The 12,819-nt window shown below is 68.0% G+C and carries 11 protein-coding genes; 3 read left to right on the top strand and 8 right to left on the bottom strand.

The features are described 5' to 3' along the window. Positions 1 to 122: 122 nt before the first annotated feature. The 3 genes from AB0B96_RS29925 to AB0B96_RS29915 all read right to left on the bottom strand — a co-directional run bounded on the left by AB0B96_RS29925 (position 123) and on the right by AB0B96_RS29915 (position 1,609). Positions 123 to 233 carry an IS3 family transposase gene (locus tag AB0B96_RS29925; RefSeq protein WP_362903963.1) on the bottom strand — a complete coding sequence of 37 codons (111 nt, stop codon included), beginning with the start codon at positions 231 to 233 and terminating at the stop codon, positions 123 to 125. Between the two features lie 220 nt (positions 234 to 453). Next, entirely contained in the window at positions 454 to 747 is a 294-nt protein-coding gene (locus tag AB0B96_RS29920) for a hypothetical protein (RefSeq protein ID WP_362903959.1), read from the bottom strand. Positions 748 to 1,027: 280 nt separating this feature from the next. After that, on the bottom strand, positions 1,028 to 1,609 hold the full coding sequence (locus AB0B96_RS29915) for a putative glycolipid-binding domain-containing protein (protein ID WP_362903957.1): 582 nt from the start codon (positions 1,607 to 1,609) through the stop codon (positions 1,028 to 1,030). Positions 1,610 to 1,992: 383 nt separating this feature from the next. Here AB0B96_RS29915 and AB0B96_RS29910 point away from each other — a divergent pair, with 383 nt between their 5' ends. Then, complete coding sequence (locus tag AB0B96_RS29910; RefSeq protein ID WP_362903955.1) at positions 1,993 to 3,033, top strand: cupin domain-containing protein; 1,041 nt, start codon at positions 1,993 to 1,995, stop codon at positions 3,031 to 3,033. Positions 3,034 to 3,070: 37 nt separating this feature from the next. Here AB0B96_RS29910 and AB0B96_RS29905 read toward each other — a convergent pair whose 3' ends face one another. Further along, positions 3,071 to 4,225 (bottom strand): hypothetical protein, encoded by a 1,155-nt coding sequence (locus AB0B96_RS29905; protein ID WP_362903953.1) that lies wholly within the window; start codon positions 4,223 to 4,225, stop codon positions 3,071 to 3,073. 11 nt (positions 4,226 to 4,236) lie between these two features. Next, a complete protein-coding gene (locus tag AB0B96_RS29900; protein ID WP_362903951.1) occupies positions 4,237 to 4,551 on the bottom strand; it encodes a hypothetical protein in 315 nt (104 codons plus the stop codon). Between the two features lie 386 nt (positions 4,552 to 4,937). Between AB0B96_RS29900 and AB0B96_RS29895 the strand changes: the two genes are divergently transcribed. Then, on the top strand, positions 4,938 to 6,101 hold the full coding sequence (locus AB0B96_RS29895) for an acyltransferase (protein WP_362903949.1): 1,164 nt from the start codon (positions 4,938 to 4,940) through the stop codon (positions 6,099 to 6,101). A 1-nt stretch (position 6,102) separates the two neighbouring features. Here the strand turns inward: AB0B96_RS29895 and AB0B96_RS29890 are convergent, their stop codons facing one another. Beyond that, positions 6,103 to 6,519, bottom strand: a complete 417-nt coding sequence (locus AB0B96_RS29890; protein ID WP_362903947.1) for a VOC family protein — start codon at positions 6,517 to 6,519, stop codon at positions 6,103 to 6,105. Between the two features lie 80 nt (positions 6,520 to 6,599). Here AB0B96_RS29890 and AB0B96_RS29885 point away from each other — a divergent pair, with 80 nt between their 5' ends. Further along, a complete protein-coding gene (locus tag AB0B96_RS29885; RefSeq protein WP_362903945.1) occupies positions 6,600 to 7,184 on the top strand; it encodes a TetR/AcrR family transcriptional regulator in 585 nt (194 codons plus the stop codon). A gap of 169 nt (positions 7,185 to 7,353) precedes the next feature. On the opposite strand, the gene AB0B96_RS29880 is transcribed toward AB0B96_RS29885, so the two are convergent. Further along, on the bottom strand, positions 7,354 to 10,083 hold the full coding sequence (locus AB0B96_RS29880) for a beta-L-arabinofuranosidase domain-containing protein (RefSeq protein ID WP_362903943.1): 2,730 nt from the start codon (positions 10,081 to 10,083) through the stop codon (positions 7,354 to 7,356). Positions 10,084 to 10,496: 413 nt separating this feature from the next. Further along, positions 10,497 to 12,746: a DEAD/DEAH box helicase gene (locus AB0B96_RS29875; RefSeq protein ID WP_362903941.1), complete on the bottom strand. Its 2,250-nt coding sequence runs from the start codon at positions 12,744 to 12,746 to the stop codon at positions 10,497 to 10,499. Positions 12,747 to 12,819 lie beyond the last annotated feature (73 nt).

Raw genomic sequence — 12,819 nt, 5'->3', positions numbered from 1 at the left:
CGTGGGGCTTTCTGGACTGAAGAAGACTTGTGGTGAGACCTCTTCTACCGAAAGCTCCACGCCTATTTCAGGGGCATCGCGATCCATCCCGGTTCGTGTCAGCGGGCGCTGCTTTGAAGGCATCAAATCACAACCGCCCTTATTGATCTTGGTGAGATCACCTCAGCGCGTGTAGCGAACGCTTGATGGTGAACCATCTCGGTTTTCAGCTTCCCGAAGAAAGATTCGGCCATTGCGTTGTCGAAACAAATCCCCGTTCGGCCCACCGATCTGCGGATCTTGTACTTGTCGAGTGTCTCGCCAAACTCGATAGACGTGTATCCCGATGGCGGCACCGCCTATGGCTACCCGATCATGCACGCCGACGTAGACACCGCCGGCGTTTTCATCTGACCCCGCGAAGGCCAAGCCCCACTACTACGCCCAGATCCCGGCGACTCTCTGGACCACCGGCTACATCCAACTTATGACCGGCCCGAGCCTTGCCATGTACCTGATCCTGCTCGACCAGAACGCCCTCACCGGCAGCGCCCCCAACCAGCCTGGATCAGCCCTTCGGTGTTCAAGGCCCACTACGGACTCAGCCAAGACACCTGCGCTATCGGCATCAAGGACCTCACCGAACTCGGACTCGGCACCATCGGCCGCCAATCCATCAACCCCGACTATTTCGACCTCGAACGCATCCGCAACGTCCGCACCCTCAAGCCTGGCCAGCTCGACGCACCGGTCCGCCGCCTCCGGCACCCCGTCCGCAGCTCCCGTGACCCTATCTTCGACCTGGTCGAACCCGCTCAGCGTCCGCTGGTGTCAAGGTCTCCATCGGCGTCGTCCAGAAGACCCTCCCAGAGACCAAGGATTCGCAGGCCGCCCCGGCAACCAGCCGGATCGGAACGGCCAGTGGCGATAAGCCGCGCCCCGACACCTCGCTAGCGCCACTGACCATTCCATCACTGCTCGCCCCCGGCCGCTGCGCCACTTCGGTGGAGTTCGGTTCGCCAGGTTTGGCGGTTTGGCGGTTTGGCGGTCACGCCGCGCGTACGGCGATCTTGGGGTAGTCGAGCACGAGGCCGGACTCGTCGTAGACGAGGCGGCAGGTGAAGCCGAGGACCGGGGCACCGTAGTCGTAGCGCTGTCGGGAGCGCTCGTCGGTGACGCGGACGTAGTCCTGTTCAAGCCGTTCGACGGTGAGATCGGTGGCGCGTACGTAGGCGGCGGGGGCGGCCGACCGAGCGCCGACACGCAGGCCCAGCCGGTGCGCGGGGAAGGTGTTGGTCATCGCCGAGGACTCCAGGTCGACGTCCAGACAGCCGTCCAGGTGGGAGGCGGGTTCGCCGTCGACGCGCCAGTGGCCGGCGCCGTCGGCCTCCAGGACGGTCTGCCGGGCTCCCGAGGCTGACCGGCTCGTGATCCGTGCGCTTCGCGTGGTCCAGGCGGCGTCGAGGTCGATGGTATAACCGACGATCCAGGTCTGGCCGTCCTCGACCGCCGTCGTGCAGCCCTCGACGCGCAGGCCGTCGTCCGAGGGCTGGAAGTAGGCGACCTCGAAGCCGTCGCGTGCGTCGAGATGCCGCCAGGCGGCGCTTCTCGGCGGTGTCGTGAAGGTCATCTTTTGATTCTGCCCGCCTGTTGATCTGCCCGCGTGGGTCTGCCTGCCGAGTTGCCCGCCCGCCTGCCTATCCGTCTGCCTGCCCGCCGTTTGCCCCTCTGTCTTTCCGCCCGTCGCCCGCCTGTCCGCCGTCTGCCCGTGGAAAGCAGGAGATCGTCGGTGGTCGCGTGGTTCTCGGCGTATCGGTGGAAGGTCATGTTTTAGTGATCTTTTCGACACGCCGCGGCAGGATACGTCACAGCCGGGCACTTGCTGCTTAACCTGCGGAAACAGGCGTGCATCACCGGCGCGGACGCGATCACGCAACCCGGGCCGGGGCCCGAAGGCGGTGCACGTTCTTCGGCCGCGATCGCGCGGGGCGCGACAACGAAGGGGACGACGTCATGACCGGCACCTCACCGCACGTCACATCCCTGGCGACCGCGCGACCCGCGTTCGAGAGCGAGCTCGGATCGGTCACCCTGGTCGACGCCGGAGCGCTGCCCATTCTCAGCGGGCTCTCGATCAAGCACGTCGTCCTCGAACCCGGTGCGATCCGCGAGCCGCAGTGGAACGTCAACGCCAACCAACTCGGCTACTGCCTTTCCGGAACGGCCCTGGTGTCGATCCTCGGAAACGCCGACGACTTCTCCTCGTTCGTCATCACCGCTGGGCAGATGTATCACGTCGAGTCGGGCGCGGTTTATCACATCGAGAACATCGGCGACGAGCGCGCCGAGTTCGTTCTCGCGCTGCGCGACGAACGTCCTCAGCACTTCTCGCTGCACGACAGTTTCAACGCCATGACCGACGCGGTGCTCGGTAACACCTACGGCCTGCCGGCCTCGGCGTTCGCCGCACTCGACCGGTCGGCGGCCCAGCAGATCGTCCGCCGTACCGGTGCCGCCGATGTCCCGTCCACGGCCGGGCTGCCCAACGCCCGTCTGTTCGACGTCGAAGGCCAGCACCCGCCGCTGTCCTACGCCTACGGCAGCGCCCACCTCGCCCGCAGACAGTACTGGGCTGCCCTGAACGACATCTCCATGTACTCCCTGCGCATCAAGGAGAGCGGGATGCGCGAACCGCACTGGCATCCCGTCACCGGTGAGATGGGATACGTCGAGAAGGGGCACGCGCGCATGCGGGTGCTGGATCCCGACGGCACCCTCGACGAGTATCTGCTCAGCCCCGGTGACGTCTACTTCGTGCCGCGCGCCTTTCCGCACCACATCGAGGTCATCGGCGAGGACGACATTCACTTCCTCATCTTCTTCGACCAGCCCATGCCCGCCGACATCGGCTACCGGGCCACCGCCTCGGCGTTCTCCCGCGAGGTCCTCGCCGCGAGCTTCGGCATGTCCGAGCGTGATCTCCCGCGCTTCCCCTTCACGCCGGTCGACCCTCTCTTCGTCCCCAGGATCAACCCCTCCGACCCGGTCCGCTGAGCACGCCGCCCGGCCGTGGCGGTGTCCGTGAGCGCGATCAGTCGTCCAGCTCCCGCAACACGGCTTCCGCCTCGTACGAGGTGGTCTCGGTCGTGGTGGTGGTGAGGGTCAGTCTGACGCTGGGTTCGTTCCCGCTGAGATCCAGCATTCCGCCGACCACGGCCTTGGTGGTCGCGTCCTTCGACGATCGTTGGCCGGCCAGAATGTAGACGGACTCGGCGCTTATCACCTTTCCAGTGACCGGAAAGACATCGGTCCGGGATCCCGGGGGATCGTAGACGAAGCTGCCGCCCTCACCGGTGTCCATCACGAGGACGGCACCGGCGAAGCGTGCCTGGGCGTCCTTGATCGACCGTGGATCGCCCTCCAGTTGTCTGAAGGAGACAACGGTCTTTATGGCGTAGCGTTTGGCTTTCGCAACCCCCTTTCCTGAGGTCGAGTCCGTGGGGCCGCCGTACGGTACCGGCTGGACCGGGGAGGAGATCACCGCTTCCGGGTCGTCGGAGACGAGCGAGGCGTTCAAGGTGGCGGTGAAGGTGCCTATCGAGCTTTCGCCGGTTCCCTGCAGTCCCTGAAGACTGATCGTGCCTTCGAGCTTGGAGCCCGAAGCGCGGAAGCGCACCTCGCCGCGGTCGGGTATGTAAACCCCTGAGGCGAGTCCGGATGTGGCGGTGAAGGAGTTCCCACTCTGTCCGGGCGCCGAGGGCGAGGCATCGGGTGAGATGCGGGTTTCTCCGTCCTTTTCTTGGATACGTGCGACCGTTTTGTCGAGCCCACCGTCGAAACAGGTGCCGACGGTCCCGAACCAGAGGGCGCCGTACGCGGGCGCCCCCCATGGATTACCCACCTTGAGGCACCATTCATAGGGCGGGTGGCTGCTTGAGTCGCGGATGCGCAGCTCGCCCTGCTGATCGAATGTCGCGCCGCCGAACGCGCTGCCGCGCAGGAGGACCGTGTACGCGCCGGTGCGCACCGGCGGCGGGCGCTCCTTCTCGTCCCGGTCGCCGATGATGATCATGATGGTGGCGGAACCGATGATGAGAATGGCGAGCAGGACGGACCAGATCGCCCTCTGCTGACGCTTGGAGAAACTGCCGAATATGAGGGTGTTTCTGTCGCCGGTGATGATCGAGCCGAGGACGTTTCCTTTGACGGCGACCGACGGGCGATCGGGCGGGCGGGGGTCCGGCATCGGTGATCCGCTTATTTCCCGATGATGTTGTCATCACCGGTGACGACCGGGCCGTGAACGTCTCCGCCGATCTGGACCGACCGTGAGCCGGGCGGTGATTCAGAGGTGGATTTCGTGGCACGCCCGCGCGGACGTGGGGTGGCGGGCGGTTCCGGTGGCCTGCGTATCGCGAGGAACCCGAAAATCAGGCCGAACATTCCGAAGACGACGCTGGCGAAGCCCGAGAGGACGCTGGACCTGCTGTCCGCTTCTTCGAGGGGCAACTGGAACAGATACCAGCTCCAAATGCCGACGCCGACACAAAGAATGATCAGCACAATCGCCATGACCAACTTCGTCTGCCGGGTCAATGGATCTCTCCGTCCAACCGAAGGCCGCTCGACGCGGCGCGGTCCTGATATGTGGTGCCGCCGTGAGGCTTCGTAGGAATCATAATGTCGTGCGATTCCTCGTTACCAGATCAAGAATGCGGATTCTGGTGAAATCGTCCGAGGGTGGCTATCGGTGCCCCTTCGCAAGGTGATCGTGGAGTTGTTTCTCCGGTACGGATCAACTGGCCGATTTGATAATTTTGGCCTGTTTTGTGGGATGTAGCGGTGACCGTACTGCTTACGCCCACTTGTTGAGGGTTGCACCGCCTTCGCGCTGATCTCCGCGGATCCCGGATCTGGTGATGTCCGGGAAAGTACGCCTATCGCCTACAGTCGGGTGAATGGCCTCGATCCCCTCACGGCTGGCCTGGTTGGACGCCCTGCGGGGGCCTGCCGCGCTCGCCGTCGCGCTGCACCACTCCGGCTGGACCTTCATCCCGGACCTCTGGGCCGAGGTGGATCGCAGGATCGACGTCGGCACCTGGGGCGTCTTCGTGTTCTTCCTGGTCAGCGGCTATATCATCCCCGCCTCCCTGGAACGGCGCGGTGACCTGCGGGTCTTCTGGATCGGCCGGGCCTTCCGCCTGCTGCCCCTGCTGCTCGTCGCGCTCGGCCTGGCCCTCCTGCTCGCCTACGCCGGGACGTTCGCCCTGCACCCCGGCCTGAGCACGCGTCCCCTTCCCCTCGTTGTCCTCGGGAACGTGACGATGCTGCAGGAGTTGCTCGGCGTGCCCGCCGTCATCGGCGTGATGTGGACGCTCTCGTACGAGATGGCGTTCTACCTGATGGCGGCCGGGCTGTTCAGCGCGGGGCGGGCGCACCGGTCGGCCGCGACCGCGATCGCCTTGGCGATCTCGGCGGTCCTCCTGGGGCTGCTGCTGCCTGGCCCGGTGATCGGTGGCCGCGCCGACCTGGTCGCGGCGGTTCTCGGGGTCGCGACGGTCGCGGTCATCGTGGTGTCGGCGCGGGCGGCGGGCGGTGTGCGTACGGCCGCCGCGGTGGCCGGTGGTCTCCTCGGGGTGGTGCTGGTGGTGCTGGGCAGCCGGATCGGCGCGTGGCAGGGCCTGATCGTGCTGGCCATGATGTTCGCCGGTACGGCCGTTCATCGCGCGGAACAGGGGGCGATCCGGTGGCGTACCGCCATCGTGACCGTGCTGACGGTGCTGGCCTGCGGGGTCCTCGCGAAGGACGACCCCGGCTGGGCGCCGGCGCTCCTGCTGGCGGCGGGCTTCTTCGCGGCCGCGTTCGCGCTGCGGCGCAGGTCGTTCCCCCGCTGGCTCGCCCACCTCGGAGTGATCAGCTTCTCCCTCTATCTGCTGCACCCGCTCCTGCTGGGGGTGAGCCCGAATCTTCCGCTGTTCTTCCTCGCCCTGGTGCCGCTCTGCTACCTGACCCACCGCCTGATCGAGGCCCCCGCTCAACGTCTCGGCAGGCGGTTGGCCAGGTCTTCCCCGAGGGAACCCGCGAGGGAGCCGACGGGGGAGTCCGCACCGGGCACGTCCTAGATCAGGGAAGGGCGTACTGCTCCGCGTAGGCGGCGGACGGCTCGGTCGGGGTGATCACGTCGATGAGCACGCCGTCGGGCGCGGCCACGATGAAGTGCCGCTGGCCGAACTCCTCGGTGCGCAGCGTCAGTTCCACCGGGAGCCCCGCCTGTCGTACGAGCCTGTCGTGCTCGGCGTCGACGTCGGTCACCTCGAAGTTGAGGATCAGCCCTCGCACCGCGGAACGGTATTTCTCCGGCACCGTCGGATGGGCGCGGTCGACGAGCGCGAGCTCGTAGTGCGGCGGTTCCGGCCGCCGCATGCTCACGTACCAGTCGGCCTCGAAGGTCGTCTCGAAGCCGAGAAACCGCCGGTAGAAGTCGTGGGACTCGGCGATCCGGTCGGTGCAGACGACCGGGTAGAAGCTCGTGAGGGTCATGCCGTTCCCTTCGGTCCATTTCGCATACCAACGGTATGTGAAGCTAACATACCATTGGTACGTCAACAAGGGAGGCCACGGTGAACCGGGCACGGCAACGGCTGGAGACCAGGCGGGCGCTGGTGACCGAGGCGAGGGCGCTGTTCGCGCGGCACGGGTACGCCGCGGTGAGCCTGGCGCAGATCGTCGGGGCGGCGGCCGTGACGAAGGGCGCGCTCTACCACCACTTCGAGAGCAAGGCCGACCTCTTCCATGCGGTCGTCGAGCAGGTGCAGCAGGAGGTGGGCGAGCGGGTCGCCGCGGCGGCCGACGCGTACGACGACCCCTGGGAGCAACTGGTCGCGGGGTGCCGGGCCTTCCTCGCGGTGAGCCGCGACCCGGACGTGCAACGGATCATGCTCGTCGACGGTCCCGCCGTGCTCGGCTGGAACGAGTGGCGGGCGATGGACGAGGCGTCCTCGGCGCGGCACCTCACCGAGGCGCTCGTCACACTGATCGAGGCGGGGGTCATCGCCCGCAGGCCCGTGGAGCCGCTCGCCCACCTCCTGTCCGGCGCGATGAACGAGGCGGCCCTGTGGCTGGCCCGCTCGACCGACCCCGACGACCTCCCCGCCGTCACCGAGGAGTTGACGCGCCTCCTGGAATCCCTGCGCGAGCACCGGTGACCGAAAACCTCGCGCGACCCCCGGTGGTCGGAGTCCTCGCCCGACCATCGGTGATTGGAATCCTCGCGCGGTCCTCGGTACGGCGATCGGGCGAAGCCTCGGTTCCGATCACCGAGGCTTCGCCCGGCGGGAATTCACTTACCTCCCGCTTGCCGGTCGAACACGTGCTTTACAGGAACCTCCAGAGGTTGTTGTTCGAGCCGTTGTCGTCGGCGATGACGACCTGCGCGCCCTGGGCCGTGCCGGAGAGGCCGAGGACCCGGCCGCCGTTGGCGCACTGGATGCGGAAGGCGGCGTTGGAGCCGTAGCGCAACCGCCAGCGGTGGTCGCTTGCGCCGTTGTCGGCCCACTGCAGGACGCGGGACCCGGCGGCGGTGGCGGCGTTCTCCACGCCCAGCACCTTGTTGCTGTTGGAGTTGCGCAGGCGCAGGTAGCCGCCGGTGTCCACGACCGCCGTCCACAGGTGGTCGGCGGTGCCGGTGTCGCCCCACTGCACGACCAGCGCGCCGTCGGCGGTCGACATGTTGGTGACGCCGAGCACCATGCCGGTGCCCACGTTCTGGATGCGGCGCGCGCCGTTGGGCACGAAGCGCCACTGGTTGTCGGCGGTGCCGTTGTCGGAGTCCTGTACCGCCTGGGCGCCGTTGGCGGTGGAGTTGTTCTGGATACCCAGCAGCTTGGAGCTGTTGGCGTTACGGATCTTGACCGAGCCGTCGCCGACGTCGACGATCGCCCAGCGGTGGTCGGCGGTGCCGGTGTCGCCCCACTGGAGCACCCGGGCGTTGTCGGCGGTCGACATGTTCTCGACGCCGAGCACCTTGCCGCTGTTGACGTTTCGGAAGCGCAGGTTCCCCCCGTCCACCACCGGCACCCAGTCGTGGTCGGCGGTGCCGTTGTCGGTCCACTGCAGGGCGAGACCGCCGTCGGCGGTCGACATGTTCTGGATGCCCAGCGCCAGCCCGCTGGCCACGTTGATCAGCCGGAAGCTCGCCGTACCGCCGCCGCTGGAGGAGCCGGTGGCGTTCCAGTAGACGACGTAGTTGTGGTTGTGGGCGTCGTAGAACGGGCCCAGGTTCACCGATGCCCCGTTGGCCGTGGCGGTGAAGGCGAGCGACGAGGTGCTCGTCCGGGTGATCGACGAAGGGGTGAGCGTCGGCGCCGACGACAGGGAGGTGTTGCCGTAGTTGCCCGACAACACGACCGGGCCGTAGGTGACGGCCTGGAGGTTCGGGTTGTCGTTGGCGGGCTTCAGGACGACCCGCATCGGCAGCTGCACGGTCACCGTGTCGCCCGAGGTCCACGACCGGTTCAGGTCGGCGTAGGAGCCGGGGGTGGTGACGATGTTCTGTTGCACCCCGTTGACGCTGATCGTCGCGCCCTGGGTCCAGGCCGGGATGCGGATCCGCATCGACCACGTCCCGCTCACGTTCCCGGTGACCTGCAACGACGTGGTGTCGCTCACCGGGAAGGAGGTGGTCTGGGTGACCGTGATGCCGCGCTGTGACCAGTTCAGGGTGGAGGGCGCGAACAGGTTCACGAAGAGTGTGTTGCCGTTGTGGAAGTAGATCGAGTCCATCAGCTTGGTGTGGATCTCGATGCCGGTGCCCTGGCAGCACCACATGCTGTTGTAGTCGGTGCTCCAGGTGCCGCCGCCCCAGGCCGGGCCCACACCTCGGCGGCCACCGGGGTTGAGCGGCGTGAAGTAGGTGACGTGCCCGCGGCTGTCGGCCGGGTTCTGCTGGCCGAGGAGGTGGTTCAGCAGGGCGTTCTCGAAGTAGTCGAAGTAGTCGGCCCTGGTCGGCGCGAGCGTCCACAGCTCCCGGGTCAGCTTCAGCATGTTGTACGTGTTGCACGCCTCCCCGGTGTCCCTGGCCAGGTAGCCCGCGATGGCGTTCGGCGCGCGGAAGTGCTCGGCCTGGCTGTTCGAGCCGTTCACGTACGTGTGTGCGCCGACCGTGATGGCCCAGGCGTTGGTCGCGATGTCCCGGTAGCGGGTCGTGCCGGTGGCCTTGTACTCGCGGGCCGCCCCGATCCACTTGGGCACCTGCGTGTTGGCGTGCAGCCCGTTGAGCTGGTCCTGGTTGGAGGCGAGCGGGTTGAACACCGCGGCGTGGTCGAATCGCTGGGCCGTGGTCAGCCAGCGTGAGTCACCGGTCATCTGGTAGATGTCGGTCAGCACGGCGTTCATGCCGCCGAACTCGGTGCCCAGCATCGACTGCATCTGGCTGGAGCTGAGCCGGGAGGTGCGCGTGTCCACCCAGCCGGCCAGGGCGAGCAGCACCGTCCTGGCCTGGGTGTTGCCGATGTGCCGCCACACGTCCAGCAGCCCGGCGAGGGTCTTGTGGATGCAGTAGTAGGGCACGTTGCCGTTGTTGAGCGTGCGGTTCTCCACGGCGGTGATGTCGGACTCGGGGAAACCCGACAGGTAGCCGGCGGTGAACCCGGCCGCGCCGTTGTTCGCCTGGCACTTGGCCAGCTCGGCGACCATGAGCTCGGCCTTGCTCCGGAAGGTGGTGTCACCGGTCACCATGTACGCCTGGGTCCACGCGGTCAGGAAGTGGCCCTGCATGTGGGAGCGGAACGGGAAGTTGGGAGCGTCCCAGCCGCCGTTGGCGGTCGCGCCGTTGGTGGACAGGCGGTGGTTGGCGCGGAAGACGTACAGCAACCGCTCGACGTCGACGAAGCGCAGGTAGGCCAGGGTGCGGTTCTGGTTGTCCAGCCAGCGGCCGGAGGTCAGGCGGACCTGGCCGAGGTCGAACTCGTAGGCGGACACGCCGATGTCGGCGCGCGCCCACGGGAGGGCGGCCCAGGCGGCGGACGTGCCCACCACCTGACTCGCGGCCGAGATCGCGACGGTGGCGCCCGCGGCCTGGAAGAGCTGACGGCGACTCAAGGACATTGGGGGGGTGCTCCTTTGAGAGAAGGGGGGATGTGACCTGCCGCGATCGCCGCGGTCGGCCACCGACTTTCAGCCGGTGAGCTGCCCTACGAAATTGTTAGCGCTAACATTTAACGTGGCAATTCTGTACGGACTCCTTTGGTGAGTGCTTTGCCGCGAAGTACATCCGACGACCCGATCCGGCGTCAACGAGTCACGGCTCTCGCTGACGTGGCGTTGTCAGGGCGGCTGCCCCTGCCTGGAGGCTCGTCCGAAAACGGGTCGCGCCGCCCTGCCCGCGCCTGTGAAAGTTTCACAGAAGTTACCGCTTTGCAACAGGGGGGTTTGCGCGATTTAACGCGAACCTGCCGCACCGTGTCGCGGTCGGCTCCCCGCTCCTCGCGTCGACCGCCAAAGGGCGGCGAGCGCCCTTCTCAGTCTTGCGACGGCCGCGCCGTCGCGAGGCGTCGCTGTTCCTCCTCGACGATCTGGCGGGCGAGTGCCTGTTCCGAGATGTCGACCGCGTCGGGGGTGGAGTCGGCCAGGTCGCTGCGGCGGGCGTAGGTGTCGAAGAGCCCGGCCTTGCCGCGCAGGATGTCCAGCATGCGCTGGTCGACGCTGTCGGCCGTGAGGATGCGGTGCACCTGGACCTTGCGTACCTGTCCCATGCGGTGGGCGCGGGCCACGGCCTGGCTCTCCATGGTCGGCTTGACCTGCGGCTCGCAGATGATCACCACGGAGGCGGCCTGCAGGTTGAGGCCGACCCCGCCCGCCTGGATCTGGCTGAGCAGTACGGCGTGTCCCTGGGCCGCGGTGAACTCGTCGACGACCTGCTGACGGCGGTCGGCGCCGAGATCGCCCGAGATCGGCCCGTGCACCCGGCCGCCGGGGTCCCCGGGGGCCTGGGGGGTGCCGGAGCCGCCGAGGGCCTGGTGGACGGCGGCCATGACGTCGCGGAAGTAGGAGAAGACCACGACCTTGAGACCGTTGCCCGCCGCCTCGTCGACGAGTTCCAGCAGCCTCTGGAGCTTGGCCGACGTCTCCGGTACGGCGTAGGCGGCCCGGCGCATCGCCATGAAGTTCCCGTCGGCGACGGCCTTCCGGTAGGCGGCGAGGTCCGCCTCGCCGAACTCCTCCCACTCGTCCACGTGGACGAGGTCGGGCAACTCGGTGAGCACGTCCTCCTGGTTGCGGCGCAGGTAGACCGGTGCCACGGCCCTGCGGAAGGCCTGCGCCCCCGCCGCTCCCGCCGCCCCGGCGGCTCCCGCCGTCGCGTCGCCGTTCCGGAGGGCGGGGATCAGATCGGGCCTGAGATAGCCGACGAGATTGCGGAACTCCTCGACGCGGTTCTCCATCGGCGTCCCGGTCATGAAGAGCACCCGCTCGGTACGGTCGCACCACCGGGCGACGGCCTGGGAACGCCTCGCGGCCGGGTTCTTCACGTAGTGGGCCTCGTCGACCACGAGCATCCCGAGCGCGACGTCGTCGGGAATCTCCAGCCGGTGCAGGGTGTCGACGGTGGTCACGGCGACGCCGCCGGTGCGCACCCATTCCGCCAGGGCCGCGGCCCGGTCGCCGCCGCGCAGGGAGTAGGCCCGCAGCGTGCTGCGGGTCTCGACCTCGCGCACCCAGTTGATCAGGACGCTGGCCGGGCAGGCCACCAGGAAGTGGCTCTCGCCGCGCGCCCGGAGGTGCGCCAGGACGGCGATGGCCTCGATGGTCTTGCCCAGGCCCATCTCGTCCCCCAGGATCACCCGGCGCTGGGCGAGGGCGAAGCGGGCGCCGAACGACTGGTAGCCGCGCAGGGAGACCCTGCGGTGGGTGTCGTCGAGGTTCTGGGCCTTCACCCGCGAGGAGATGTCGTCGGGCAGGAAACCCTCGGAGGCGACCCTGTCGGGTTCCGTCGCCGCGATCTCGGCGAGCAGGTTGTAGTACTCGGACGCGCGGAACTCGAAGTCGACCCACGCCTCAAGGCCGGAGACCGGCGGGCGCAGCAGGTCCACGGAGACCTGGCCGAAGAGCAGCGCCGTGTCGGACGCGTTCGCCTCGGCGATCACGTCCTCGATCCGCGCGACGGCCTCCCGCGCCCGGCGACGGCCCTCCCGGCCCGCGAGCAGCATCCGCAACCACCCGCGAGCGGGTTGCGCGGCGGGCAGGAGCGAGGCGAGCCGCTCCGCGATCCTGCGCGCGGCGGCGCCCGCGCGCGGCAGGTCGGGGCCCGCGTTCACCAGCCGGTTCAGTGCGATCAGCAGGGCCGTGGTCTCGTCGTCCTGCCGGTCGACGTCGATCCGCAGCGCCACCGTCTCCTCCACCGCCCTGGCGATCTGCCCGGCGGCGGCGTGCGCCTGTCTCGCGTTCCACGCCCCGACCCCGGGGAGCAGTTGGAGCGCGTACGGCGTGGTGTCCAGGATGTCGAGGACCGTCTGGTGACCGGCCTGTTCCAGGGCGCTGACCCGGAGCCGTCCCACGGTGACGTCCTTCAGACGTGCCAGGGGAATGGACCCGAGTTCCTCACGTGCCAGGCGCGTACGCACCAGGGAGAGCGCCCGCTGGACGTCGGCGCGCGCCTCGGCGTCGTCGGCGAGCAGGGTGCGCGCGTGGGACCCCAGGCGCCCCGCCCTCTGCAGGAGGGCCCTGACCTGCCCGGGGGTGGGTGCCGGATCTTCTCGCTCGACGTCGCCCAAGCCCTCGTCCCTCCCCTCACGGCCCGATCACGGCAGTTCACCGTCGCCAACGTCCGGTCGGTTGTCAACGACC

Origin of the sequence: Streptosporangium sp. NPDC049046, assembly GCF_040649155.1 — a bacterium.
GTDB lineage: Bacteria > Actinomycetota > Actinomycetes > Streptosporangiales > Streptosporangiaceae > Streptosporangium.
Note: the sequence above shows the minus strand (reverse complement) of the source record. Positions and strands in the feature narration are given on the sequence as shown.